This window comes from Luteibacter sp. P4_D7_3 (assembly GCF_056401735.1).
This window is the reverse complement of sequence record NZ_JBFUIT010000025.1, coordinates 1-26223: the sequence shown is the minus strand read 5'-3', so window position 1 is coordinate 26223 and position 26223 is coordinate 1. Positions and strand designations below refer to the sequence as shown.

General features: G+C 65.5%; 19 protein-coding genes and 1 riboswitch. Of the genes, 7 read left to right on the top strand and 12 right to left on the bottom strand.

Annotated elements, in window-relative coordinates; genetic code table 11:
• Nucleotides 1-47: 47 nt before the first annotated feature.
• The 4 genes from eda to zwf form a co-directional block, all read right to left on the bottom strand.
• Nucleotides 48-692, bottom strand: a complete 645-nt coding sequence (eda, locus tag AC1DSN_RS04680) for a bifunctional 4-hydroxy-2-oxoglutarate aldolase/2-dehydro-3-deoxy-phosphogluconate aldolase (RefSeq protein WP_197478285.1) — start codon at nt 690-692, stop codon at nt 48-50.
• Nucleotides 693-711: 19 nt separating this feature from the next.
• The gene (edd, locus tag AC1DSN_RS04675; RefSeq protein WP_477329763.1) at nt 712-2523 is read right to left on the bottom strand and encodes a phosphogluconate dehydratase; all 1812 of its coding nucleotides are present in this window, start codon (nt 2521-2523) and stop codon (nt 712-714) included.
• Between the two features lie 110 nt (nt 2524-2633).
• Entirely contained in the window at nt 2634-3335 is a 702-nt protein-coding gene (gene pgl, locus AC1DSN_RS04670) for a 6-phosphogluconolactonase (RefSeq protein WP_213949956.1), read from the bottom strand.
• A complete protein-coding gene (gene zwf / locus AC1DSN_RS04665; RefSeq protein WP_063571974.1) occupies nt 3335-4807 on the bottom strand; it encodes a glucose-6-phosphate dehydrogenase in 1473 nt (490 codons plus the stop codon). The genes pgl and zwf overlap by 1 nt, the downstream gene beginning before the upstream one ends.
• A gap of 238 nt (nt 4808-5045) precedes the next feature.
• Between zwf and AC1DSN_RS04660 the strand changes: the two genes are divergently transcribed.
• The 5 genes from AC1DSN_RS04660 to AC1DSN_RS04640 all read left to right on the top strand — a co-directional run bounded on the left by AC1DSN_RS04660 (nt 5046) and on the right by AC1DSN_RS04640 (nt 13734).
• On the top strand, nt 5046-5798 hold the full coding sequence (locus AC1DSN_RS04660; RefSeq protein ID WP_046969563.1) for a GntR family transcriptional regulator: 753 nt from the start codon (nt 5046-5048) through the stop codon (nt 5796-5798).
• Between the two features lie 15 nt (nt 5799-5813).
• Nucleotides 5814-6848 carry an SIS domain-containing protein gene (locus AC1DSN_RS04655; RefSeq protein WP_063571969.1) on the top strand — a complete coding sequence of 345 codons (1035 nt, stop codon included), beginning with the start codon at nt 5814-5816 and terminating at the stop codon, nt 6846-6848.
• A 17-nt stretch (nt 6849-6865) separates the two neighbouring features.
• On the top strand, nt 6866-8011 hold the full coding sequence (gene nagA / locus AC1DSN_RS04650; RefSeq protein WP_213949957.1) for an N-acetylglucosamine-6-phosphate deacetylase: 1146 nt from the start codon (nt 6866-6868) through the stop codon (nt 8009-8011).
• 46 nt (nt 8012-8057) lie between these two features.
• Nucleotides 8058-8293: riboswitch (cobalamin riboswitch) on the top strand.
• Between the two features lie 137 nt (nt 8294-8430).
• Entirely contained in the window at nt 8431-10314 is a 1884-nt protein-coding gene (locus AC1DSN_RS04645; RefSeq protein ID WP_477329761.1) for a TonB-dependent receptor domain-containing protein, read from the top strand.
• A gap of 258 nt (nt 10315-10572) precedes the next feature.
• On the top strand, nt 10573-13734 hold the full coding sequence (locus tag AC1DSN_RS04640; RefSeq protein WP_477329759.1) for an efflux RND transporter permease subunit: 3162 nt from the start codon (nt 10573-10575) through the stop codon (nt 13732-13734).
• Nucleotides 13735-13850: 116 nt separating this feature from the next.
• Here AC1DSN_RS04640 and AC1DSN_RS04635 read toward each other — a convergent pair whose 3' ends face one another.
• The 3 genes from AC1DSN_RS04635 to AC1DSN_RS04625 are packed head-to-tail and all read right to left on the bottom strand — an operon-like array spanning nt 13851 to nt 16775.
• Nucleotides 13851-15260, bottom strand: coding sequence for an MATE family efflux transporter (locus AC1DSN_RS04635; protein WP_477293638.1), 1410 nt, complete (start codon nt 15258-15260; stop codon nt 13851-13853).
• Nucleotides 15257-15817, bottom strand: a complete 561-nt coding sequence (locus AC1DSN_RS04630) for a DUF2239 family protein (protein WP_477329757.1) — start codon at nt 15815-15817, stop codon at nt 15257-15259. Before AC1DSN_RS04630 ends, AC1DSN_RS04635 begins: the two co-directional genes overlap by 4 nt.
• 55 nt (nt 15818-15872) lie before the next feature.
• Nucleotides 15873-16775 carry a LysR family transcriptional regulator gene (locus AC1DSN_RS04625; RefSeq protein ID WP_477293642.1) on the bottom strand — a complete coding sequence of 301 codons (903 nt, stop codon included), beginning with the start codon at nt 16773-16775 and terminating at the stop codon, nt 15873-15875.
• A gap of 110 nt (nt 16776-16885) precedes the next feature.
• Here AC1DSN_RS04625 and AC1DSN_RS04620 point away from each other — a divergent pair, with 110 nt between their 5' ends.
• Entirely contained in the window at nt 16886-17662 is a 777-nt protein-coding gene (locus AC1DSN_RS04620) for an SDR family oxidoreductase (protein ID WP_477329755.1), read from the top strand.
• 254 nt (nt 17663-17916) lie between these two features.
• On the opposite strand, the gene AC1DSN_RS04615 is transcribed toward AC1DSN_RS04620, so the two are convergent.
• Nucleotides 17917-18693 carry a DODA-type extradiol aromatic ring-opening family dioxygenase gene (locus AC1DSN_RS04615; RefSeq protein WP_477329753.1) on the bottom strand — a complete coding sequence of 259 codons (777 nt, stop codon included), beginning with the start codon at nt 18691-18693 and terminating at the stop codon, nt 17917-17919.
• A 134-nt stretch (nt 18694-18827) separates the two neighbouring features.
• Nucleotides 18828-21416, bottom strand: a complete 2589-nt coding sequence (locus tag AC1DSN_RS04610) for an EAL domain-containing protein (RefSeq protein WP_477329751.1) — start codon at nt 21414-21416, stop codon at nt 18828-18830.
• 265 nt (nt 21417-21681) lie between these two features.
• Here AC1DSN_RS04610 and AC1DSN_RS04605 point away from each other — a divergent pair, with 265 nt between their 5' ends.
• Nucleotides 21682-22215, top strand: a complete 534-nt coding sequence (locus AC1DSN_RS04605; protein WP_477329749.1) for an acyloxyacyl hydrolase — start codon at nt 21682-21684, stop codon at nt 22213-22215.
• A gap of 174 nt (nt 22216-22389) precedes the next feature.
• On the opposite strand, the gene AC1DSN_RS04600 is transcribed toward AC1DSN_RS04605, so the two are convergent.
• The 3 genes from AC1DSN_RS04600 to AC1DSN_RS04590 form a co-directional block, all read right to left on the bottom strand.
• Entirely contained in the window at nt 22390-23916 is a 1527-nt protein-coding gene (locus AC1DSN_RS04600; RefSeq protein ID WP_477293652.1) for a DHA2 family efflux MFS transporter permease subunit, read from the bottom strand.
• Nucleotides 23917-23928: 12 nt separating this feature from the next.
• Complete coding sequence (locus AC1DSN_RS04595; protein WP_063570590.1) at nt 23929-25140, bottom strand: HlyD/EmrA/EmrK family protein; 1212 nt, start codon at nt 25138-25140, stop codon at nt 23929-23931.
• 23 nt (nt 25141-25163) lie between these two features.
• A partial coding sequence (locus tag AC1DSN_RS04590; RefSeq protein ID WP_477329747.1) for an efflux transporter outer membrane subunit occupies nt 25164-26223 on the bottom strand: 1060 nt, incomplete at its 5' end.

The window sequence follows — 26223 nt, the reverse complement described above, 5'->3', positions numbered from 1 at the left end:
GTGTGGGAGCCGCTTCAGCGGCGATGCCTTTCACCCACGCGACAGGCTCAACGACCCAGCTGCGACGCCTCGCGCGCCAGCTTCTCGATCGCCGCAAAATCACCCGCGGCCAGCAGATGCGCCGGCGTCAGCCACGAACCACCCACGCAAACCACGTTCGGCAACGCGAGAAATTCGCCCGCGTTAGCGAGGCTGATACCACCGGTCGGGCAGAAGGTGATCTGCGGCAGTGGGCTGGCCCAGGCGCCGATCAGCTTGCTGCCGCCGGCCGGTACAGCCGGAAAGAACTTCTGGAAACGGTAACCGCGCTCGAGCAGGTTCATCGCCTCGCTGGAGGTCGCGGCGCCGGGCAGCAGGGGCAGGTCGTGGTCGGCGGCGGCGTCGAGCAGCCGCGGCGAGCTGCCCGGCGAGACGGCGAACTTCGCACCGGCTTTATAGGCGGCTTCGAGATCGCGCGCGGTCAGTACGGTGCCGACGCCGACAAAGGCACCTTCGACTTCCGCGGCGATCGCACGCACGGCATCCAGCGCAGCCGCTGTGCGCAACGTGACTTCGATCGAGGGAATGCCACCGGCGACCAGCGCACGCGCCATGCCGACGGCCTTCGAGGCGTCTTCGATGATCACCACGGGAACCACCGGCGCGAGACGCAGGGTGGATTCGACGAGTTGCTGCTTGGCTTCGTTGCTCATCAGGTACTGCTCCGGAAAATCAAAAGACGCCCGCACCGAGATCGGCCGTGACGGCGGACTGGCGGAACATGGCGAAAAGCTCACGACCCATGCCCGTGTGGTGCATGGCAAGGTCGACGTTATCGGGAATGCGCGCATTCCATTCGTCGGCATCGACCAGTACTTCGATCGTGCCGGACACGGCATCCAGACGCACGAGGTCGCCCGTGCGAATGCGCGCGATGGGGCCGCCGGCTTCGGCTTCCGGGGTCACGTGGATAGCCGCCGGCACGCGACCCGAGGCGCCGGACATGCGGCCGTCGGTGAGCAGGGCGACGCGGTGGCCACGGTCCTGCAGCAGGCTCAACGTCGGCGTGAGCTTGTGCAGCTCCGGCATGCCGCGTGCACGCGGGCCCTGAAAACGCACGACGGCGATGAAGTCGCGATTGAGTTCGCCGCGGTCGAAAGCCGCTTTCACATCGTCCTGTTCGTCGAAGACGATCGCCGGGGCTTCGACGATCATGCGGTCGTCGGGCACGGATGAAACCTTTATCACGGCACGGCCGACGTTGCCCGACAGCATGCGCAGCCCGCCGTCGAGGCGGAACGGTTCGCTGATCGATCGAAGCACGCCGCGGTTGCCGCTCTCCTTGGAGACGCGTTCCCAGGCGAGCGCATTGCCCTCGAGCCGCGGCACGTGTCGATAGGCTTCCAGACCATGCCCCATGATGGTGTTGACGTCGCCGTGCAGCAGGCCACCGTCGAGCAACTGGTCCATCAGGAAAGCCATGCCGCCGGCTTCATGGAAGTGATTCACGTCGGCGTAGCCGTTCGGATACACGCGCGCCAATAGGGGTACGACCGCCGAGAGGGCGTCGAAATCGTCCCAGCGCAGCTCGATGCCCGCGGCACGCGCGATGGCGACCAGATGCAGCAGGTGATTGGTCGAGCCGCCGGTCGCATGCAGGCCGACCACGCCGTTTACGATGGCACGCTCGTCGATAATGCGGCCGATCGGCATGTAATGGTCGCCGAGGCAGTCCGTGGCGAGCACGCGCTCGACAGCCGCCGCCGTGAGTGCCTCGCGCAGCGGTGTGTCTGGTGCCTCGAAGCTGGCACCTGGAATATGCAGACCCATGATCTCCATCAGCATCTGATTGGAGTTGGCTGTGCCGTAGAACGTGCAGGTGCCGGCGCCATGATACGAACGGGCTTCCGCATCGAGCAGTTCGGCGCGCGATGCCTTACCCATGGCGAACGCCTGGCGGACCTTCGACTTCTCTTCATTCGGAATGCCCGACGGCATCGGACCCGAAGGCACGAAGGCGCTGGCGAGATGACCGAAGCTCAGTGCGCCGATCAGCATGCCCGGTAYGATCTTGTCGCAGATACCCAGGTAGAGCGCGCCCTCGTACATGTCGTGCGAGAGCGAGACGGCGGTGGCCATGGCGATGAGGTCGCGCGAGAACAGCGACAGCTCCATGCCGGGCCGTCCCTGCGTCACGCCGTCGCACATGGCCGGCACGCCACCGGCGACCTGCGCCGTGGCGCCGAACGTGCGCGCGGTGGCGCGAATGCGCTCCGGATAGCTTTCGTACGGCTGGTGCGCGGAGAGCATGTCGTTATACGACGTCACGATGGCGATATTCGCGGCGTGGCCGTTGCGCAGTGCATCCTTGTCGTTCTCGCCGCAGGCGGCGAAACCGTGGGCAAGGTTGCCGCACGAGAGGTGATGTCGCTTCGCACCTTTGCCGCGTGCGCCTTCGATCTTCGTGAGGAAGGCGGCGCGCGAGGCGTGGCTACGCTCGACGATTCGCTGAGTTACCTCGGCGAGGATAGGGTGGATGTTCATGGCAGTCCCGCGTGGCTACGTAGTGGGGTCGCCGGCCCCCGCCGGGGCGACCCGGGCCGCGCGTATCCCGCGCGGCACGATGGCTTGCAAAGCTCAGGTAAAAAGCAGGCTCAGGGCGACCAGTACACGTCGACGGCGACACGGTCCTGCTTGAGCACCGCGGCGATCGGGAAATCTTCGCCGGCAAGCGCCTTGCCGAGGATCTCTTTCTTGTCGTTGCCTTCGATGTGCAGGTAGAGCGCGCGCGTATCGAGTACACGGGGCAGGCTGAGCGTGATGCGCGGCTCACCGGCACCGTCGGCGCGCATCGACAGGACGCTCTGCTTGCCGTCGAGGTCGAGCGCCTGGGCGAGATGGTCGCCGCCGGGGAAGAACGAAGCGGTATGACCATCCGGACCCATGCCGAGCACGACGACGTCGAACGGCTTGCCGAGTGCGTCGACCTTTGCGCCGACGCCCGCGAGCGCGGCGTCGACATCGTCCGCATGCGCCTTGTCGAACAGCGGCTGGAAACCGGCGACGTGTGCTTCGTGCGCGATCAGCGTTTTCTTGACGAGGCGCGCGTTGGAGCGCTCGTTGTCTTCATCCACCCAGCGCTCGTCGACCAGGGTGATCGTGACCTTGGACCAGTCGATTTCCTGCTCGGCCAGCACGGCGAACATCAGCTTCGGCGTGCTGCCGCCGCTGACGGCGAGACTGGCTTTGCCGCGTGCCTTGACGGCGGCATCGAGCTTGCTCGCGATATCTTTGGCCAGCGTGTCGCCGAGGGTCAGGCGATCGGCGAATTCATGGCGGTTCACTTTTGCGTTCATCAGGCAGCGTCCTCGGCCCAGGTACGGCCATCACGTTCGATGAGCGCCACGGCGGCGCTCGGACCCCAGGTACCCGCGGTGTACGGCTTCGGCGTCTCGCCGCCGCCTTCCCACGCCTGGAGGATGGGACCGGCCCAGTTCCATGCGGCCTCGACTTCGTCGCGACGCATGAACAGGGTCGGGTTGCCGCGCACCACGTCGAGGATCAGGCGCTCGTAGGCATCCGGTTGCTGGATGCCGAACGCCGCCGCGAAGCTCATGTCGAGCGGCACGTGACGCAGGCGCAGGCCACCCGGACCCGGATGCTTGATGGTCAGCCACAGCTTCACGCCTTCGTCCGGCTGCAGACGCAGCGTCAGGCGATTCGGCAGCAGCGGACCATTGGCGGGATCGAAGATGGAATGCGGCAGCGCACGGAACGTCACCACGATTTCCGAAACGCGACTGGGAAGGCGCTTGCCGGTGCGCAGGTAGAACGGCACACCAGCCCAGCGCCAGTTACCGATCTCCGCCTTGAGGGCGACGAAGGTTTCGGTCTTGGACTGGTCGCTGCCCAGTTCGTCCAGGTAACCCGGGACGCTCTGGCCTTCGGCCGCGCCGGCACGGTACTGGCCGCGCACGGTGAGTAGGCCAGCGTTGCTCGCATCGATCGGACGCAGCGACCGCAGCACCTTGAGCTTCTCGTCGCGCACGGCATCCGGCTCCAGCGACGACGGCGGCTCCATGGCGAGCATGCACAACAGCTGCAGGATATGGTTCTGGACCATGTCGCGCAGGGCACCGGCACGGTCGTAGTAGCCGGCGCGATGGCCGACGCCCACGGTTTCGGCGACGGTGATCTGCACGTGGTCGATGTGCTGGGCATTCCACAGCGGCTCGAACAGCGCGTTGCCGAAGCGCAGCGCCAGCAGGTTCTGCACCGTCTCCTTACCGAGGTAATGATCGATGCGGTAGGTCTGCGATTCGGTGAAGTAGCCGGCGACCGCGTCGTTGATCGCGTTGGCGCTCTGCAGGTCGCGGCCGATCGGCTTTTCCAGCACCACGCGCGAGCGTTCGCCGTTGAGGCCCAACGAGCCGAGTCGCTGGCAGATGTCGGTGAAGATGTCCGGCGCGGTCGAGAGATAGAACACGCGGATATGCGTCGGCTGCGCGGCCATGAGGGCCGAGAACTCGTCCCAGCCGTCGGCCTTGCGGGCGTCCAGCGAGCGGTAGCCGATCATCGCGATGAAGGCGTCGAGCTGGGCCTTGGCCACGTGGGCCACGCCTTTCTCGATGGCGACGCGGACCTGCTCACGATACCCGGCGTCGTCGAGACCTTCGCGGGCGACACCGATGATCCGGCTGCTCGGCTGGATCTGGCCGTCGACGAACCGGTGGTACATGGCGGGGAGGAGCTTGCGGACGGCGAGGTCGCCGGTGCCGCCGAAAATGACCAGATCGAACGGCTCGATCGGCAGGAGTTGTGCGCTCACGACAGTGGCCTGTTCAACGTCGAGGGAAGATGCCACCGGATCGTACCAGTGACATACCAGGTCATACCAGCCCCGTACCAATCGCCGCGGCGTTTCGCCGCCATTGGCGGCACGATTACCCAACGGAAACGTTTCCAGCGCCCATTTGGATCGTGCAAACGACTGTTTGAATCCTCCGGTGGTATGGACGAACTTGCACGCGCTTGCCCCAGTGGTCGGGTATTGGTATCTTCAGGAAATGGAAATCGCCCTCGTCGCCGAATACCAGCGCCTGCAGCACGACCCGGCCGCCCGGCTGCCGCTGGCGTACATGCGCCTGCGTCGGGCTATTCGCAACGTGATCGAGAACGGCGAGGTGCAGGTCGGCCATGCACTGCCCAGCGAACGTGATCTCGCCAGGGCCCTCACCCTGTCCCGGGTCACCGTACGCAAGGCCATCGGTGGCCTGGTCGAGGACGGCCTGCTCACCCAGCGCCACGGCGCCGGCACCTTCGTCTCCGAACGTATCGTCAAGCCGCTCTCGCGGATGACCAGCTTCACCGAGGACCTGCGTGCGCGCGGCCTCAACCCGCGCTCCGAGTTCTTCGAACGGGCGATCGGCGAAGTCACCCCCGAGGAATCCATGGCGATGAACCTGTCGCCGGGCACCCAGGTGGTCCGCCTGCATCGCCTGCGCTATGCCGGCGACGAACCGCTGGCCATCGAGCGCAGCGCTGTGCCGTTGTCGCTCCTGCCCGACCCGAACCTGGTCGAGGATTCGCTCTACGAGGCCCTGGACAAGCTGGGCAACCGCCCGCTTCGTGCCTTGCAACGCCTGCGTGCCGTCGTGCTCGGCCCCGCGCAGACGCGACTGCTGCGCCTGAGCGCCGGCAGCGCGGGACTCAGCATCGAACGCCGCAGCTTTCTCGACGACGGCCGGATCGTCGAATTCACCTGTTCCTGGTACCGCGGGGACATCTATGACTTCGTCGCCGAACTGCAAAGCGACTAACGAGCCAACCAGACCATGACGATCCAGCCGCAAGACACCCTGATGTTCCGCGAAGCGCACGAGACCGCCGAGGTCGTCGAGCGGCAACTTGCCAACAACGAAGCCGTGATCGGGGCGCTCGCCGAGCGCCTGCGCGCCACACCGCCGCGCATGGTCATCACCTGCGCACGTGGCAGCTCGGATCACGCGGCCATGTACGCCAAGTACGTGTTTGAAACCCAGCTCGGCGTCGTCACCGCGTCGGCCTCGCCGTCGGTCACCTCGATTTACCACGCGGCGCAGCGCCTCGACGGCGCGCTCTATGTGGCCGTCTCGCAGTCCGGCAAGAGCCCCGACCTGGTCCGCAATGCCGAGGCCGCGAAAAAGGCGGGTGCCTACGTGGTCGCGCTGGTCAACGTGGTGGATTCGCCGCTTGCCGATGTCGCCGACGTCGTCGTGCCCCTGCACGCCGGACCGGAAACCAGCGTCGCCGCGACCAAGAGTTATCTCGGCGCGCTGTTCGCCATCCTGCACATCGCCGCCCGGTGGAGCGGCAAGCCCGAGATCGCCGATGCGATCACCGCGCTGCCCGCCCAGCTTCGTCACGGTTGGAACGCCGACTGGTCGGCACTCACCGACGGGCTGGTGGATGCGCACAACCTGTTCGTCGTCGGTCGTGGTTTTGGTTTCGCCGGTGCGCTCGAGGCCGCGCTCAAGTTCAAGGAAACCTGTGGGCTGCATGCCGAAGCCTTCAGCGCGGCCGAGGTGAAGCACGGCCCGATGGCCCTGGTTGGCCCCCATTTTCCGGTGCTGTTCTTCGCGCAGAACGACGACACCCTGCCCGGCGTGCTCGAGGTCGCCGCCGAGTTCCGCAAGCGCGGTGCCAAGGTGTGGGTAGCCGCGCCGGGTGCCACGGGTGACGACATCCTCCCGCTCGTCGCCACGGCACCCATCGCCGCGGTGCTGGTCACCGTGCAGAGCTTCTATCGCGCCACCGCCGCCCTCGCACTGCGCCGTGGCTTCAATCCCGACGTCCCGCCGCACCTGAACAAGGTGACGGAAACCGTCTGATTCATGGAGTTCCTCGTATGACCCTCGCCCTCGTCAACGGCCGCGTCCTTACCGATAACGGATTCCAGGGTGGCTTTGCCGTCCTCATCGACGACGGAAAAATCACCGGTCTCGCGCTGCCATCCGATCCGCGCGTGCGCGCGGCGGAACGCCACGATCTCGGTGGCCGCACCCTGCTACCCGGCTTTATCGACTGCCAGGTCAACGGCGGCGGTGGCGTGCTGTTCAACGACGTACCCACCGTCGATGCGATCCGCAGGATCGGCGAGGCGCATGCGAAGTTCGGCACGACCGGCTTCCTGCCCACCCTCATCAGCGACGATGTCGACGTCATGGCGAAGGCTATCGACGCCGTGAACGAAGCCGTGGCCCAGGGCGTGCCCGGCGTGCTCGGCATCCATCTCGAAGGCCCGTTCATCGCGCCCGAACGCAAGGGCGTGCACGATCCGGCCAAGTTCCGCATCGCCGATGCGAGTGACGTGGCGATGGTCGCGCGCCGCCACGGCGGCGTGACTCTGCTCACCCTCGCACCGGAACGCGCCAGCGCCGCCGTGCTGCAGGAGCTGGTCGCCAACGGCGTCATCGTCGCTGCCGGCCACACCGCCGCCGACTACGACACCACGCGTAACGCGCTGGCCACTGGCATTCGCGGCTTCACGCACCTGTTCAACGCCATGACCCCGTTCACCAGCCGCGAACCTGGTGTGGTCGGCGCCGCACTCGAGGATCCCGCCAGCTGGTGCGGCCTGATTGTCGACGGCCACCACGTGCATCCGGCTTCCTTGCGTGTCGCCATCGCGGCGAAGGCGCGCGAGAAGATGATGCTGGTGACCGATGCCATGCCGCCGGTCGGCTCCGACGACCCGACCTTCGTGCTGAAGGGCGAGACGATCACGGTGAAGGACGGTGTCTGCCAGACCGCCGACGGCACCCTGGCCGGCTCCGCGCTGGACATGGCCACGGCCGTACGCAACACGATCAACATGGTCGGCGTGCCTTATGACGAAGCCGCCCGCATGGCCTCGACCTACCCGGCCGCCTTCCTCGGCCTCGGCGCCACCCACGGCCACATCGCCGCCGGCTACCGTGCCGACCTGGTCGTGATGGACCACAACCACGAGGTCGTCGAGACCTGGATCGGTGGCGTCCGCGTCGTCGGCTGACACCGTCACGTTTGTTAAATCCGCGTGACATGAACCCGGCGGCCCGCTAGAGTGGCGCCGTTCGGGTGTCCCGGCCGGCGGTCGCTGGTGGGATGAAACGGGAAGCCGGTGCGTCGCCTCGCGACTATTCCGGCACTGCCCCCGCAACGGTAAGCGACAGGAAGGCCTGAAGGTCTTTACGGAAACCGGCCATACGCCACTGCGAAAGCGGGAAGGCGCCGGGTTCCGCCACGGCAGGTGGCTGACGCGAGTCCGGAGACCGGCCCGATGCATTCGCCTCGCGACACTCGCGGGGCGTTTTATGTTGGGCGATTCGCGGAGGGCGGATCCGGACAGCGTTCCGGGTCGATCCGTGCCCGCATGCCGTTCGCCGTTTGTCCTCCGTTTCGCCTTTAGCGACGCACTAAGGAAACGGCTCCATGAAGAAGACCCTGCTCGCGATGGYCCTGCTGTCGTCCATCGCCGCCACCCACGCGGCCGACGCTCCCGCCGAGAAGCTCGATCCGGTGGTGGTCACGGCCAACCGTGCGGCCACGCCGCTCGACGAAGTGCTCGCCCCGGTCACGCTGATCACCCGCGAGGACATCGAGCGCCTGCAGCCGGTCAGCGTGCAGGACCTGCTCACCGGCCTGCCGGGCATCGTCATGGCGAACACCGGTGGCATCGGCCAGCAGACATCGTTGTTCATGCGCGGCACCAACTCCTCGCACACCCTGGTCCTATTGGACGGTGTGCGCGTCGGCACGGTCGGTGCCGGCATCCCGGCCTACGAGCAGCTGCCGGTGGACCAGATCGACCACATCGAGATCGTTCGCGGCCCGCAGTCGAGCCTGTATGGCTCGGACGCCATCGGTGGCGTCATCCAGATCTTCACCCGCCACGGCCAGGCCGGCGAAGCGCCCACGCCTTCGGTGTCGGTCACCGGTGGCAGCCACGGCTACACCGACGGCCAGTTCGGCCTGTCCGGTGGCACGCAGCACAGCTGGTACAACGCCAGCCTCGGCGGCCAGTACACCTCGGGCATCAATGCCTGCCGTGTCGGTGCGGGCGAGGCCTTCAAAGGCTGCTTCACCGACGAACCCGACCATGACGCCTACCGCACCTATAACGGCGCGCTCTCCGGCGGCTACCGCTGGGACGACGGTACGGAGCTCACCGGCAGCTGGCTGCGTAGCAAGGGCGACATCGAATACGACGGTGACTTCCAGAACCTGACCCGCCGCTCGCAGCAGGTCGCCGGCACCAAGCTCGCGTTCAACGCGCTGGAGAACTGGCGCATGTCGATCAGCCTGGGCCAGAACCAGGACCGCGCCGACAACTACCTCAACGGCGCCGACAAGACCCTGGACTTCGTGAACTACGGCGTCGACAAGGCGCGCGTGGGTTACCTGTACTCCAAGCGCAACCAGGCCTCCTGGCAGAACGATTTCACGCTCGCTCCGGGCCAGACGCTCAGCGTCGGCGTGGACTTCCAGCAGGAGAAGCTGAAGAGCGACACGGATTACCTGAAGGACACGCGCGAGAACACCGGCGTGTTCGCGCTGTACCAGGGCATCTTCGGCGCCAATGAGATCCAGCTGTCGGCACGTCACGACCACAACAACCAGTTCGGCAACCACACCACCGGCCAGGCCGCGTACGGCTTCCGCTTCGACAACGGCATGAAGGTCACCGCCTCCTACGGCACCGCGTTCCACGCGCCGACCTTCAACGACGAGTACTACCCGTACGGCGCGCCGGTGAACCTGAGCCCGGAGAAGTCGCGCACGGCCGAGATCGGCCTGTCGGCCCGCCCGGGCATCTGGAACTGGGCGGTGAACGCCTACCAGACGCGGGTGAACGACCTGATCGGCTTCGATGCGAACTTCCTGCCGATCAATGTCAGCAAGGCACGCATCCGTGGCGTTGAAGGACAGCTGGGCGCGGACGTGGACGGCTGGCACCTGCGTGGCTACGCCACCCTGCAGCAGCCGAAGGACCGTGACAGCGGTGACGAGTACAACAACCTCCTGGCACGCCGTCCCAAGCGTACGGCCCGCGTGGACGTGGACCGCGATCTCGGCGCCTTCACCGTCGGTGGCTCGGTCTACTCCGCCGGTTACAGCTACGACGATGCCGCGAATACGACACGCCTGGGCGGCTACGCGACGGCGGATGTTCGTGCCACCTGGCACGTGGATAGCGACTGGAGCGTCCAGGGTCGCCTGGCCAATGCGTTCGATCGTCGCTATGAGACCGCGGCGTATTACAACCAGCTGGGGCGGACCTATTACCTGACCGTGCGGTATTCGCCGGCGCGTTGAGTCACCCCCATCGCCGATAAATCGGCTCCCACATGAGACCTGCCTGACCATGGAAGGTGCCAAGCCTTGTGATGGAAGGTGCCAGGCTCTGTGTGGGAGCCGCTTCAGCGGCGATTCCCTATGTTTTGCCTCGATATAAATGAACGCGACACCCCTGCCTTCCGGCAGGGCCCCCACTAAAGGCACACGCGACACCGTCGCGCTGCCGTCATAAAGTCCACGGGCGCGGGTATGCTTCCCGCGATCACAGGAAGTGTCGTGAACTTTTTTGCACCATTCATTCGCCGGCCGAGAGGTACGTCGCTGCTTGCGGCGGGCCTGACCCTTGCCGGTGCGATCGCATACATGCTGCTTGGCGTGGCCGCGCTGCCCTCGATTGAGGTGCCGGCGGTATTCATCCAGACCCAGATGCCGGGTGCCAACGCGCAGACCATGGCGTCGACCATCATCGCGCCCCTGGAACGCCACCTCGGCCAGATTCCGGGCGTCGACCAGATGTACTCGAACAGCTCCGAAGGGGCTGGCTTCGTTCGTGTCCGCTTCACCATGGACCGCAGCACTGACGCTGCCGCACGCGACGTGCAGGCGGCCATCAACGCGGCCGCGGCCGATCTGCCGGCCGGCATGCCCTCGCCGCCRCAGTACTTCAAGTTCGATACCGGGCAGATTCCCGTCCTCCTCGTCGCCTTCACTTCGAAGACGATGCCGCCGGACAAACTGTTCGACGTAGTCAATACGYTGATCATGCCCAGTGTGAAGCAGATCGACGGCGTCTCGCGCGTGCAGGTGTTCGGTGGCACGCCGCATGCCGTGCGCATCGAGCTGGATACCAATGCGCTGTCGTCCAAGCAGCTGACGGCCAACGACGTTTCCAATGCACTGAACGCGGCCAACGTGAATTCCCCGCAGGGTGTGCTGTCCGACGGCGTCACGCAGATGACCGTGACCGCCAACGACGGACTGCGCGAGCCGGAAGATTTCGCCAACATCCTCATCGCCGTGCGCAACAACGTACCGGTACGCTTGTCCGACATCGCCAAGGTGACCAGCGGCGAGCAGGATCAGTATCAGGCGGCGTGGTTCCAGGGCGACCGCTCGGTCACCATGCAGATCAGCAAGCGGCCGGAGGCCAATTCCATCGCCACGGCCGAGGCGATCCGCGCCGCCTTGCCGCGCTTCCAGTCGTCGTTGCCCGCCGATGCCGTGGTGACGCCGATCTTCGACCTCACGCAGACCACCCAGTCGGCCCTGCACGAGGTAAAGGTCGCGCTGCTCATCAGTATCGTGATGGTGGTGCTGGTGATGATGGTGTTCCTGCGTCGCCTGGGCCCCACCCTGATCGCCACGCTCAGCGTGCCGCTGTCACTGGCTGGCGCGTTCGTGGTGATGTGGATCCTCGGTTACACGCTCAACACCATGTCGCTGATGGCGCTGGTGCTGTGCATCGGCTTCGTCGTGGACGATGCGATCGTGGTGATCGAGAACATCGTTCGTCATATGGAGAATGGAACGGGCCCGATGCCAGCCTCGCTGGAAGGCGTACGCGAGATCGGGTTCACCGTCGTCTCGATCACGCTGTCGCTGATCGCCGTGTTCGCGCCACTGCTGTTCGGCAACAACATGATCACCAAGCTGCTGCGCGAGTTCTCGGTGACCCTTGCCGCCGCCGTGGTGATCTCGGCCGTCGTCTCGCTGACCCTGACGCCGGCGTTGTGCGCCAGGTATCTCAAGCACGACGATGCCGATCGCAAGGTAAGCCGCTGGGAGCGTGCGCTCGAGCGCTTCGATCGTGGCCTTCTCGGCACGTACGAACGGGCGCTCGACTGGGCTATGCGGCATCGGCGGGTGATGCGCTGGCAGCCGCTGATCCTGCTGTTCGCGACGTTTGCGCTTGGCTTCGCGGTGGTGAAAACCGCTGGCGGCAATTTCATGCCCGACGAAGATACCGGCATGCTGCAGGCCGAGGTGACCGCGGACGCGAACATCTCGCCAGACGAAATGTCACGCCGGCTCAAGCGCGTCGGCGACATCATGCAGAACGACCCGACGGTCGCCGATGTAAACACCATCCTCGGCAGCGGCAATGACGGCGCGGCCGTCGGCAACTCCGGCCTGATGTTCATCGACCTCAAGCCGAAGGGCAGCGGGCCGGACCATCGCAAGGAATCGATCAAGGAGATCATGGAGCGCCTCGGTAAGCAGTACGAGAAGCTCTCCGATGTCCAGGTTTTCATGAGCCCCGTGCAKTTCCTCGGCGGCGGTGGGAATAACGGCAACCGCGGGCAGTACTCGTTCCAGCTGATCAGCACCGGCGGTGAGAACCTCCAGCCCTGGGTGATGAAGCTGGTGCGCAAGATGCGCACGATTCCCGAGTTCAAGGATGTCGGAAGTGACTTCGACGTGGTCGGCAAGCAGCAGATGCTTCAGGTGGACCGCGATTCGGCGGGGCGTCTGTCGGTTGGCATGGGCATGGTCGATTCCGCGCTTTATAACGCCTTCGGCCAGCGTCAGGTCTCGATCATCTACTCGGATATCAACCAGTACTGGGTGGTGCTCACGGCAGCCGCGGCGCAAACGTTGAGCCCCGACGCCCTGTTGAATACCTACGTGAAGAGCGGCACAGGCGTCATGGTGCCACTGTCCGCGCTGGCAAAGATCGCCCCGGTCGCGACGCCCACCACGATCACTCATCAGAACCAGCTCGAATCGGCCGACATCACCTACAACCTTCCGCCGAAGATCGCCCCGGACAAGGGCAACGCCATGGTCGAGGAGGCCGTGCGCCAGCTCAACCTGCCCGAGGGGATCCGCATGGACTTCACTGGCACGAACCAGCGGCTGAAAGATGCTCAATCCAATGGCATGGTGTTGTTGATCGGGGCGATCCTCGCCGTCTATATCGTGCTGGGCATTCTCTACGAGAGCCTCGGGCATCCGTTGACGATCATCTCCACACTGCCGGCTGCGGGCGCAGGTGCCTTCCTCGCCATGCTGATCACGCAGCAGCAGCTCACGCTGATGACGATCATCGCGGTGCTGTTGTTGATCGGCATCGTGAAGAAGAACGCCATCCTGATGGTCGATTTCGCGCTCGTCGCGCAACGCGAGTACGGGATGTCACCCGTGGAGGCGATCCGTCAGGCTGCGCTGGTGCGGTTCCGACCGATCACCATGACCACCCTGGTGGCGATGGGCGCAGCGCTTCCGCTGGCGATCGGCTTCGGCGTGGGTTCGGAGATGCGTCGCCCGCTCGGTATCGCGATCGTCGGCGGCCTGCTGGTATCGCAGCTTCTGACCTTGCTCAGCACGCCGGCGATCTACCTGTGGAACCACGATCGCAAGATTCGCGTGGCACGGCGCAAGGACCGTCGCATGCTCAAGCACCGCTACAAGAACTGGTTGAAAATCCGCAAAGCCTGACAATCCCGCTCGTTGTAGGAGCCGATTCATCGGCGATCGGGTGCTCGCCTCACCCTGGCCCGCTGCCGCGGGACCGCCGATGAATCGGCTCCTACAAGTTACGGACAGCGTTGGGATTACACCGCGGGTGTGGCGTCCACGACCGGTGCTGTGGCGGGCAACATGTGCGCCTTTTTCCAGCTGCCACGACGGTAGTACACCGTCGTGATCACCAGCGAGACGAGAGAGCCGACGGGAAAGCTCCACCAGATCGCATCCGCACCGATGACCGGTTCGAGCAGCGCAGCGAAGGGATAACGCACGAGCCACATCGAGATGATAAGCACGACCAGCGGCAGCATCACCGCACCCGTGGCGCGCACCACACCGAACATCACGAAGGTCACGCCGAACAGCAGGAAGGACCAGACCACGATGTGGTTGAGGTGCTGGGCGATACCGATGGCCGAGCTGTCACTGCCCAGGAACAGCACCAGCGCCGCGCGGTTGAACAGGTAGATGATGAGCACCAGCGTGCCGGTCAGTGCGAAGTTGGTCAGCACACCGGCGCGCCCGATGCCCGCGACGCGATCCCAACGCTTCGCACCGACGTTCTGCGCCACCATCGAGGACACCGCGCTGCCGATCGCCAGTGCGGGCATCTGGATGTACGTCCACAGCTGCGAAGCAGCGCCGAAGGCCGCCGTGGTCTGCGAGCCGTGCCGGTTGACCAGCGACATCATGATGATGGCCGACGACGCGATCACGACCATCTGCGCGCCCATGGGCAACCCTTTCGCCAGCAGGCTTTTGAGGATGGCGACATCGGGTACGAGCAGACGCAGTTCGTGACGGTGGATGCACAGGAAATATTTCTTCCGGTAGAGCCAGACGAAAAGGGCGAGCAGGGTGGTGGTCTGCGCGATGAGCGTCGCCACCGCGGAGCCGGCAATCCCCATGTGCGGCACCAGGCCGAGACCGAAGATGAAGAGTGGGTTGAGCGCGATGTCGAGGATCACCGAGATCAGCATGAAGATGAAGGGCGTGCGTGAGTCGCCCGCGCCCCGCAGCGTCATTCCGAGGAAGGTATAGAGGTACATCGCAGGCAGCGCGACGAAGATGATGCGCAGGTACTCGATCGCATAGGGCTGCGCGTCATGCGGCGTGCCCATGGCGCGAAGCATCGCGGGCGTGGCGATGAAGCCGCCGATGGCGACCAGCAGCGAGATCGCAACGAAGAACCCGAGGCCCGTGCCGACCACGCGGCGCGCTTCCGGAATGTCGTGCGCTCCGACCGTCTGTCCGACCAGGATCGTCGTGGCCATGCCGATGCCGAAGACCACGCCCAGAAGGAAGAACAGGATCAGGTTGGCATTGGAGGTTGCGGCGAAGGCGGCCTCGCCAAGGAAGTGACCGACCCAGATGGCATTGATCGACGCATTCAGCGACTGCAGCACGTTCGCGCCCAGGATCGGCAGCGAGAAGAGCAGCAGCGTGCGGGCGATCGGACCTTCGGTCAGCGCAACGCGCCTGGCCGGGAGTGTCATGCTTCACCACCCGCACGCGCAGCGAGAACACGTACGTAATCGCGGATATCCGGCGGCCATGCTTCGGTCAGCGTATCGAAGCGGAGCCGGTCACTGCGGTGGAACGCACGCGATGCTTCCTCGTAGTCGGGCAGGTTGCCGGCCAGCGCCATCATCACGCGGTCCACCGCTTCGCTGGCCTGGCGCAGGCGATCCGCGGGAGCCTGCTGGCGACTCGCGGTTTCGACCAGACGGCGCAGGGCGACGGACGCGCCACCGGGCTGAGCCGAAAGCCAGCCCCAATGTCGCGGCAGAAGGGTTACTTCCCGCGCCACGACACCCAGCTTCGGCCGCCCGGGCCCACGTTTGGCCGGCGGCTCGTGGCCCGGCAGTCGCGCCAGTACGTCGTGGGTGGTGCCGCGGTAGTCGATGTCGAYGGGGCGGCCCGTACTGTCGTCGTAAATGATCGGCGAGGCGTCAGGGCGCGCGTCGAGCAGATGCTTGCAGCGCTCGACCACAGCCGCGAGCGATCCCGCAGCCAGGCGCGTCATGCCATCGAAGGCGATAAAGGTGGTCATCGGTGTCTCGGGAAGCGGGTGCGATGCCGCCATATTACCCGGATTAAATAAACCGTCAATCTCCCCGGGTAAAACCCTCTTCGGTAATCCACTCGATGAAGGCGCGAAGACGCGCATTGTGCCGTCGGTCGGGGGGATAGACGAGATACACCGGGAGCGGCGCGGGCTGCCATGGCGCCAGCACCGGGACCAGCTCGCCCTTGGCAATGTGGTCCGCCACGGTGAAACCGAGCGCCTGCACGAGTCCGAGACCGGCAATCGCTGCCGCGGTATGCGCGTTGCTCTCGTTGACCTCCACGGCAGCCGTAAACTCGATCTCGAACGTCCGCCCGTCTTCACGGAATCGCAGCGGGTGCATGCGACCGCTGTGCGCGGAGAAATAGCCGACCACGTCATGACCGTCACGGACGATGTCTTCGGGTAACGCAGGCGTGCCGCGACGGGCGAGATAGGCCGGCGTGGCGCAGAGCGTCCACGACAGCTCGGCAATCTGGCGCGTGACCAGGGCGGGGTCGTCCCCCGTGCTGCGGATCGCACAGTCGATGCCTTCGCTGATCAGGTCCACGGTGCGATCCGTCACGCCCAGCTGCACGCGTATTCCGGGGTAGCGTGCCCGGAACCCCGGCAGCGCCGGAATGATCAGGCCCGCCGCGACCGACCCGCCGGTGTCGATACGCAGGTTCCCTACAGGGTTATTGCGGCCGCCGGCCAGGGTGGTCTCGAACTCGTCGAGCTCCGCGAGCCATTGGCGGGTACGCTCGTAGTAGGCAGCTCCCTGGGCGGTCACCGTCACGCGCCGCGTGGTCCGCTCCAGCAGGCGTACACCCAGTTCGCCCTCGAGGCCCTGGATCAGCTTGGTCACCGTGGACTTCGGCATGCGCAGGGCGTCGGCCGCGCGACCGAAGCCACCGGTCTCCACCAGTCGGCCGAAGACCCGGATGGCAAGAAGATGATCCATGGCTGTTTCCCCGCAGGAATAATGAAATCGCGATTCCATTATTTATCCGCGAACGGGGAATAACCATCTTGGGTGAATCGACCGCGCCGCGGTTATCGGAGCCGAAGATCATGCATACCCTCGCCACCAGCAACGTCCACACCACTCGCCATGCCGGCAAGATCGTCCTCGTCACCGGCGGCAGCTCGGGCCTCGGCCTCGCCACGGCCGAGCGCTTCGTCCGCGAAGGCGCCACCGTCTATATCACCGGCCGTCGTCAGGCCGAGCTCGATACGGCCGCCGCGTCCCTCGGCGTCACCGCCATCCAGGGCGACATCGCCAAGGCAGCCGACCTCGATCGCATCTTCGCCACCATTCGCGACAAGAGCGGACGCCTCGACATCCTGTTCGCCAACGCAGGTGGCGGTGAATTCGCGCCTCTCGGCCAGATCAGCGAGGCGCAGTTCGACAAATACTTCGGCATCAACGTGAAGGGCACGCTGTTTACCGTGCAGAAAGCGCTGGAGCTGATGACCCCGGGCTCGGCCATCGTCCTCAACGGTTCCATGGTGTCCATCAAGGGCGCCCCGGCCTTCGGCGTTTACGCGGCCACGAAGGCGGCACTGCRCTCGTTCGCCCGCACCTGGGCCAGCGACCTGAAGGGTCGCGACATCCGCGTCAATGTCGTCGCGCCGGGCACCGTGGTCACGCCGGCGTACACGTCGGAACTCGGCATGAGCGAGCAGCAGATCGCCGAGTACAGCGCCTACGTCGAGAGCATCACGCCGCTCGGCCGCACCGGCACCCCGGACGAAATCGCCAAGGCCGTCTCCTTCCTCGCGTCAGACGAAGCCAGCTACATCACCGGCATCGAGTTGTTCGTCGACGGCGGTCAGGCGCAGATCTGACGGGGGTCTTCCCAGCGGCGACGCGGCTTGCCGTTTTTTTGTAGGAGCCGATTCATCGGCGAACCCTCAGGTCGTCGCGCGTGCGAATGAAGCTTTGCGATCATCAGGCGAGCGGTTAGACGCCGGTGCAATTCAACGCACGGCCTCGTTCGCGATCGCAGCCGTGAGGGTTCGCCGGCGCAGCCGGCTCCTACAACAGACCTACGTTGCGCTTCATCGAAACATCGCCCAGCAGGCCCCGAGGGTGAGAACGCTCAATGAAGGCCCCAGGCATATGAGTCCATGGAGAGGACGCCATACGTGATGCCTCCATCGATCGCCGTCGGAACATCGCTCCCGGCGGCGCCGGYGGCGACGAGGAGTGGCAGGTAGTGCTCCTCGGTCGGATGCGCACGGATGGCGCTGGGCGCAAGGCGGCGGTAGTCGCGCAGGGCGTCCGTGTTGCCCTCGAGAACGGCCTTGCGGCTCCAGGCGGCGAACTCGCTGGCGTACGCGGCGTTCTCCCCCGAGCGACGCACCTCGTACAGGTTGTGCGTAAGGCTGCCCGAGCCGACGATGACTACGCCCCGGTCACGCAAAGGCGCCAGCGCCTTGCCCAGGCGCAGTGCACCGGCCGCGTCCAGGTTATGTGGCATCGACACCTGGATCACCGGCACGTCCGCATCCGGTCGCAAATAGCGCAGCGGCACCCATGCACCGTGGTCGTAACCGCGCTCCGGGTCGACGATCGCGACGAAACCCGCATCGATCAACAGCGACGCGGTCTCGCATGCCAGCCCCGGCGAGCCCGGCGAGGGATAGGTAAGCGTGTAGAGCGGCGGCGGAAAGCCTCCGAAGTCGTGGATCGTCCCCGGCATGGCCGCGCCGGTCACCCGTATACCGCCCGTCTGCCAGTGCGGTGAGACGACGACGATCGCCATCGCGTTAGCGAGACGCTCACCGATGTCGGTCAGGCGCGGACCGAGCAAACCCGGCTCGAGCGCGAAGGTCGGGGCACCGTGGGAGATGAACAGGGCGGGGGCGCGGAGCATGGCGGACACCTGATGACATGGAGGCGGATGCCTCCCCCTAGCAATGTAGGGGGTGTCGCACGGGGGATAAATCGTCGTGGGAAGAACACATTGGCGCACCCGGGGAACAACCTCTGCTTGCCGGCGGGCCAGCCTCAGGTCAAACGAACCTCGCGTGCGCTCTCACCGAGCTCATCGATGGACACCGGGCGCGAGAAGAAAAAGCCCTGCATCGACGTGCACTCTTCGTCGAGCAGCCAGCGCCGCTGGCGGTCGGTCTCGACGCCTTCGGCGACGACCTCGAGGTTGAGGCTGCGCGCGAGGAAGACGATCGAACGACAGATCGATGCGTCGACGTCGTCCTGCAGCAGCGCGCTGGTGAAATGCCGGTCGATCTTGATCTTGTCCAGCGGAAGCCGCGACAGATAGGTCAGGTTCGAATAACCCGTGCCGAAGTCGTCCAGCGCGATGCTGACGCCCATCGCACGCAGCTCGTGCAGCGTGCGAATAGCGCGTGCCGGCTCGTTCATGAAGGCGCTTTCGGTCAGCTCCAGCTCCAGCGACGAAGCGCTCGCCCCCGTTTCGGCCAGTGCCTGGCGCACTTCGGCCACGAGGTCGACGTGTACCAGTTGCTGCGCCGAGATGTTCACGGCGATCCGGCAGCCGGGACCCAGCAAGGCGGCGATGCGTCGTTGCTGCCGGCACGCCTCGCGCAACACCCACTGGCCGATCTGCACGATGGCGCCGGTCTCTTCCAGCAAGGGCACCAGCTTGTCGGGCGTACCCAGGTCACCCGGCGCGGACGGCCAGCGCAATAGCGCTTCCACACCGATGACGCGGCCGTCGTCGCCCGCGTGCTGTGTCTGCCAGGCGAGCGCAAGCTCGTTGTCGAGGTTAGCGCCGGACAACCGCGAGAGCACGGTCAGACGCGCCATGGCGGTAGCGTGCATGTCGGCGGAATAGCGCTTCCACGTGTGACGCCCCGAACGCTTTGCGTCGTACATCGCCGTATCGGCATTGCGAATGAGCGTGTCCGCGTCGGAACCGTCACGCGTGGCGAAGGCCACGCCGATGCTGCACTTCAGTCGCTGCATCGTGCCGCCGACTTCCAATGGCTCTTCGATGGCGCACTGGATGCGCGGCAACACGTCGAGCGCTCGCGCCGGTGAACACGTGAAAGGGATCATCGCGACGAACTCGTCGCCACCGAAGCGGCCGATGTGACCGAGTCCGTCGAGGACATCGCCCAGTTTGAGCGTCACGTCGCGCAACACCTGGTCGCCCAGTGCATGCCCGAGTGCGTCGTTGATGAACTTGAAATGATCCAGGTCGATGAAGAGCACCATGACGCCGGAGCCATCACGTTGCGATTGCCGGACCAGATGCTCCAGCTTTTCGCGCAAGGCACGGCGATTGGGCAGGCCGGTGAGCTCGTCGTGCGTCGCCTGGTGATTGAGTCGTTCTTCGTAACGGCGCTGCTGCGTCACGTCGCGCACGATCGCCAGGGTGCCGCGCCCACGTGAGTCCCGGTAGTCCGAAAGCGCCAGTTCGGCCTCGAAGGGCATGCCATCCTCGGGGTTGAGCCAGGCATTGACGCTCGTTCCTTCCGGCGCGCCCCCGCGCATCGCCTCCAGTGCGTCGGCGTCCATGAATTCCGCGGCGTGACGGCCAACCAGTGTCGCGCCGTCCTGCCCGAGGCGTTCCTCCGCAAGCAGGTTCGCGTACTCGATACGATCGTTGCGCACGATGATCACCGGCAGCGGCATACGCGTCATCAGCTGCCTGTAAGCCGCTTCGCTCGCCGCGAGATCGCGGTCGGTGTCGCGCTGGTGAAGGGTGCTGAGCGACAGGGCCTGGATGAGGTGACTCTGTCGGCGATAGGCGCGATCGAAGGCTGCCGCGAAGGCGTTGAGCAAGAGGACGAGCGCGAACGTCGCCAGCATCGATGAGCGCGCCTGCCGGAGCCACTCGTCGAAGATACCGGCGCGGTCGAGGCTTACCTGGACCGCGAACGGGTAGCGAGCCGACGCGGCCCAGGCGTAGATCCTCTGGTCGTCGGCATGCTGTCCGTTCGCCCCGGGCGTGGGCACGGGGCCGCTCCAGGACATGCCGCGGTCCGTGCGATTGCTCGCGAAGCGACGTCCATCCAACGAGAAGACCGCCATATCCGCACTGCCGCCCATCATCGAGCGGCTCATGCCATCGCGTACGCGTTCTTCGTCGATCAGGGTGCCGAAGGCCGCCGGCTCCCCGACCCGCGAATCGACCAGGACACGAATGGCCGAAGGCGCCCCGTTGTGTGTATCGGTGACGATGACGCGCACGCTGGCACCCAGCGCCTCGCGCCGGGGAGCGGCCAGGCTGTCGCGCCAGTCCATCAAGGACGCACCGGTACTGGCAAGCAGCATGCCCTGCGCATCCAGGGCCACTAACGTCGGCAACTCGGGATGGCGGGCCTGCACCTCGCCCAGGCTCATGTGCAGCGGGCCGGGCGCGATGCCGTTGACCGCGTTACGCAGCGCGAGCAACGGCCCGAGGCTGGCGTCGATGTCCTGGTCGACCATGCGTACCGTGCCACCGACCGAGCCGGCAAGCTGCCGGCGCCCATTGGCAAGCATGCCGCGGTAGGCGTCGATCTGCAGGATGGCGACCAGCGTGACGAGGCCCACGGTGAGGCCGAGCGAGACGCCCCAGGTGGTCAGACGGATACGCCGGGCGCGCCGTTTCGCCGCGCCCTTGTCCATCGCGCCTTCCACCGTCACGCCCCCTTGCGCCCCAACGCCGTTCCTGTTCCCGCCGCTGGTCGGCGGCAGGGCCCTGTACGTCTGTAACGGCAGGGGTGCCGCCGCCTTGACCCCTGACAGGGCGTGATACCGCTACACACGAAAGGCGGGTGCAATATCGCCACGAATATTCTTAAGTAACCTCTTTTATTCACGTTCGATGGACACGATTTACCGAACGATCCAGTTCACTAACAAACGTCCCACCACAAGGACCAGTTCCCCCATGCGCTCGTCCCGCCCCACACTTGGCGTCATCGCCGCCGTACTCCTGTCCGCTGTCGCCCTCCCCGCCGCTGCCGATACCCACCTGGAACTCCAGGGGGGCCGCAGCTACATGGACACGCACGGCACCAACGTCTTCTTCCTCGAGTCCGTCTTCAACGCCTACCAGATCGGCCAGAGCCGCTTCACGTGGTCACCCGATGTCTCGGTCGGCTACATAAACGGTCGCCATATCGCCCATTACGACGATTACAGCCCCGGTGTGACCAACAATGTCTGGCTCGGCGCCGCCGGCGCCCGCTTCCACTACGGCACCGATAGCGACTGGTACCAGCCACTCTTCTTCAGCTTCCAGGTCGCTGGCACGGCAGGCGGCCACACGCAGGCGCTGTCCAGCAGCTACGAGTTCGTCAGCACACTCGGCTGGCAGATGAAGAACGTGAGCTTCCAGATCCGCCACATCTCCAACGGCAGCTTCCACGAGCCGAACCGAGGCGAGACGATGGCTCTGGTGGGTATCGGCTTCGACCTCTGATTCCTGTCCCTCGGACAGAGAAAAGCCGGCGCTTCGCAGCGCCGGCTTTTTTTGKGCTTCGTGTTGCCCGCCTGGTAGGAGCCGATTCATCGGCGATGGGTGCTTGCATCAGCGTGGCCCGCTGCCGCGGGATCGCCGATGAATCGGCTCCTACAGGGAAGGGGTTGCCTGGTCTTAGTGTCCCGCCGCGGCCGGGCCGGCCTTGGCCGCGAACGGTGGCTTCGCCAGCCAGACGATGAACACCAGACCGATGAAGACGTAACCGAGCAACTGGAAGACCTCGTTGAACGAGATCTGGTAGCCCTGGTTGGTAATCATCGCGTTCAACGCCGATGTCGCGTACTGCGGATCGCCGTGGCCGATCGTGGTCAGTGCCTGTTGTGCGGTCGGGTCGAACGGCGTGATCGATTCGGTCAGCCGCTCGTGATGGACGATCGCCCGTCGATCCCACAGGAACGTGGTCAGCGACGCGGCGAAACTACCGCCCAGCGTACGCAGGAAGGTGGCGAGGCCGGAGCCCGCTGCGATCTCGCGCGGCTGCAGGTCGGACAGCAGGATGCTGAGGATCGGCATGAAGAATAAGGCCACGCCCAGGCCCTGGATGAGCTGCACCATCGCGACACTGTAGAAATCGATATCGAGATAGAACTCCGAGCGCATGAAACACGTCGCGCCCATTACCAGGAAGGCACCGGAGGCCAGTACACGCAGGTCGAACTTGTGCGCGTATCGACCGACGAAGGGCGTCAGGATCACCGGGATGATACCCAGCGGCGCCGCGGCAAGACCCGCCCACGTCGACGTGTACCCCACGTTGCGTTGCAACCACTGCGGCACCAGCAGTCCGATCGCGAAGAACGCCGCGTAAGCCAGCACGAGACACAGCGTGCCCATCGCGAAGTTTCGATGCCGGAACAGCTTCAGGTTCACGATCGGGTCCTTGTCCGTAAGCTCCCAGATCAGGAACACGGCCAGGCCGATCGCGGCGATGATCGCGGTGATGACGATGAACGGCGATGAGAACCAGTCTTCGTCGTTGCCCTTGTCGAGCACCACCTGCAGCGCACCTACGCCGATGATCAGCGTGATCAGGCCGACGTAATCCACCTTCGGCTTCTCGGTCACCTCCGGACGTCCCTTCATCTGGTTCGCCACCACGAAGCTGGCGAAGATGCCGATCGGCACGTTGATGAAGAAGATCCACGGCCAGGTGTAGTTGTCCGTGATCCAGCCACCGAGGATCGGGCCCGCGATGGGCGCGACGACGGTGACCATCGCCAGCAGGGCGAGCGCCATGCCTCGTTTGGCGGGTGGATAAATCGAGATCAGCAGGCTCTGCGTGATCGGATACATCGGGCCGGCCACCGCACCCTGGATGGCGCGGAAGACGATGAGCATGGTCATGCTCTGCGCGATACCGCACAGGAACGAGGCCATCGAGAACAGCAGCGTGGCCATGACGAACAGCTTCGTTTCACCGAAGCGGCGCGTCAGGAAGCCGGTCAGCGGCAGCGCGATGGCGTTGCTGACCGCGAACGAGGTGATGACCCACGTGCTCTGGTTGGAGCTGACACCCAGGTTGCCCGCGATCGTCGGCAGCGACACGTTCGCGATCGTCGTGTCGAGCACCTGCATGAAGGTCGCAAGCGATAAGCCGATCGTGGACAGCGCCAGGTTGGGCGGTCGAAATTCGGTGCTCATTGGGCCGCCTCCTTACTTCGGAGCCTTCTGCTGTTCGCCTTCACCCGCCGATGCGTTCTCGTGGATCACGCGGGCGATGTCCTTGTCGGCGTCGGCAAGCTGCTTGTCGTAGATCGGCGTGGAGAACTCGGCCTTGGTCGGCGCCTGCGTGGAGAGCAGCGGGCCGCTCTGATCGTGCAGCGACACCGACACCTTGGTCGACAGGCCCAGGCGAAGCGGCTTCTCTTCGAGCTGCTTCGGGTCGGTGAAGACCACGCGTACCGGCACGCGCTGGACGATCTTGATCCAGTTGCCCGTCGCGTTCTGCGCCGGGAGGATCGAGAACGCGCTGCCGCTGCCGATGCCCAGGCTGCGAATCTTTGCCTTGTACACAGTCTTGCCGCCATACAGGTCCGCGGTCACGTCGACCGGCTGGCCGATGCGCATCTGGTTGAGCTGGGTTTCCTTGAAGTTCGCATCGATCCACACCTCGTGGAGCGGCACGACGGCCATCAGGGCGGCACCCGGCTGAACGCGCTGGCCGACCTGCACGGTGCGCTTGGCGATGTAACCGTCCACCGGCGCGACGAGCGTGGCGCGGACATCGTCAAGGTACGCAGAACGCAGCTTGGCGGCCGCGGCGCGGACATCCGGGTGCGAGGCGACGACCGTATCGTCGACGAGCACCTTGTTGCTGCTGTAAGCCTGCTTCGCGGAAGCCAGGCTGCTCTCGGCGGAGGTCAGCGTATCGGAAGCGTGCGACAGTTCTTCGGCGGAGATCGCACCGGACTTGGCGAGATCGCGGCGACGGTTATAGTCCTGGCGAGCGCGATCCACGGCGGTCTGGCGCACGGCCACGTCGGCCTGCGACGAGGTCACGTTGTTGTAGAGACCACGCACCTTGCGCACCGTGTTGGCGAGGTTGGCGCGGGCACTCTCCAGTGCGACTTCGGCGTCGCTCGGATCGAGCTTCACCAGCACGTCGCCCTGGTGCACCAGGTCGCCGTCATCGGCACCGATCGAGGTGACCGTTCCGGCGATCTGCGGGGTGATCTGGACGACGTTGCCGTTGACGTAAGCGTCGTCGGTGTCCTCGTACCAGCGACCCTCCACGAAATACCAGACGGTCCAGCCGATCGCGGCCAGCACGATGACGGCAACCAGCAACTTGAGGAAGAAGCCGCGACGGCTCTTCGGGGGCGGCGCAACGACGGCGCCGGATGGGGCAATGGTTTCTTGTGACATCGGAAGCGGCCTCGGTACGATTTTTAGTGGGTTGCGGGCGTGGCGGCGACGACCGGCTGGTCGTCGGCCTCGGGGCGGAAACCGCCGCCGAGCGCCTGAATGAGTTGGACGGACGTGTCGACCTGCTGCGCCTTCAGGGAGGCCATGCGCTGCTGTGCTTCAAGCAGCTGCTGGCGCACCACGAGCGATTCCAGGTAACTGCCGACGCCGGCCTTGTAGCGGAGCTGCGAGAGGTCGTACGCCTGCTGCGCGGCGTCCTGCGCACGCTGCTGCGCCTGGATCTGCGTGCCCAGCGAATCGAGGCCGGAGAGGTCATCGGCCACTTCGTTGAGCGCGCCGACCAGCGTCTTGTTGTATTGCGCGACGGCAAGGTCGTACTCGGCATCCTTGCCCGACAGGTTCGCGCGGAGACGACCACCGTCGAAGATCGGCAGGCTGACCGCCGGCAGCACCTGCCAGAAGCGCGCACGTGACGAGAACAGGTTGTCCGAACCACTCGCGGCCTGCGCGGCGAGAATGCCGAGCGACACGTTGGGCAGGAACTCGGTCTTTGCCGAGACGATGTCCTTCGATGCCGCCTCGACACGCCAGCGGGCGGCGACCAGGTCGGCACGATGGCCGAGCAGGTCCGCGGGCAGGTTGGCGGGAATCGCCACGGCCGACGGCGTCAGCGCGGCCGGGCGGGCGATCTCGATACCGCGATCCGGACCTTTGCCCAGCAACATGCTGAGCTGGATACGCGCGGTATCGATGGCGCGCTCCGACACGGCGATCTCGCGCTCGGCCGATGCCACTTCACTGTCGGCCTGCTTGACCTGCGTCTGGTTGTCGACGCCGGCGGCGACGCGCTGCACGGTCAGCTTCTGCGAGGCGTTGCTGCGATCGAGTTCGGCCTTGGCCACGTCCCGCTGGGTGAAGGCATAGCCGAGCTGCACGTAGGCGCGAGCGACGTTGGTGGAAATCTCGATACGCGCCGCGCGGGCATCGATTTCGGTCGCGCGCTGGCTGCCGAGTGCGGCTTCCCACGCGGCACGTTTGCCACCCCACAGGTCGAGATCCCAGCTGAAGTTGCCGTAGCCGAAC

What these genes read in the sequence shown, in the direction of transcription:
- eda (WP_197478285.1), bottom strand. Translation starts at nt 692, where the DNA reads ATGAGCAACGAAGCCAAGCAGCAACTCGTCGAATCCACCCTGCGTCTC.
- pgl (WP_213949956.1), bottom strand. Translation starts at nt 3,335, where the DNA reads ATGAACGCAAAAGTGAACCGCCATGAATTCGCCGATCGCCTGACCCTC.
- AC1DSN_RS04660 (WP_046969563.1), top strand. Translation starts at nt 5,046, where the DNA reads ATGGAAATCGCCCTCGTCGCCGAATACCAGCGCCTGCAGCACGACCCG.
- AC1DSN_RS04655 (WP_063571969.1), top strand. Translation starts at nt 5,814, where the DNA reads ATGACGATCCAGCCGCAAGACACCCTGATGTTCCGCGAAGCGCACGAG.
- nagA (WP_213949957.1), top strand. Translation starts at nt 6,866, where the DNA reads ATGACCCTCGCCCTCGTCAACGGCCGCGTCCTTACCGATAACGGATTC.
- AC1DSN_RS04635 (WP_477293638.1), bottom strand. Translation starts at nt 15,260, where the DNA reads ATGACACTCCCGGCCAGGCGCGTTGCGCTGACCGAAGGTCCGATCGCC.
- AC1DSN_RS04625 (WP_477293642.1), bottom strand. Translation starts at nt 16,775, where the DNA reads ATGGATCATCTTCTTGCCATCCGGGTCTTCGGCCGACTGGTGGAGACC.
- AC1DSN_RS04610 (WP_477329751.1), bottom strand. Translation starts at nt 21,416, where the DNA reads ATGGACAAGGGCGCGGCGAAACGGCGCGCCCGGCGTATCCGTCTGACC.
- AC1DSN_RS04605 (WP_477329749.1), top strand. Translation starts at nt 21,682, where the DNA reads ATGCGCTCGTCCCGCCCCACACTTGGCGTCATCGCCGCCGTACTCCTG.
- AC1DSN_RS04600 (WP_477293652.1), bottom strand. Translation starts at nt 23,916, where the DNA reads ATGAGCACCGAATTTCGACCGCCCAACCTGGCGCTGTCCACGATCGGC.
- AC1DSN_RS04595 (WP_063570590.1), bottom strand. Translation starts at nt 25,140, where the DNA reads ATGTCACAAGAAACCATTGCCCCATCCGGCGCCGTCGTTGCGCCGCCC.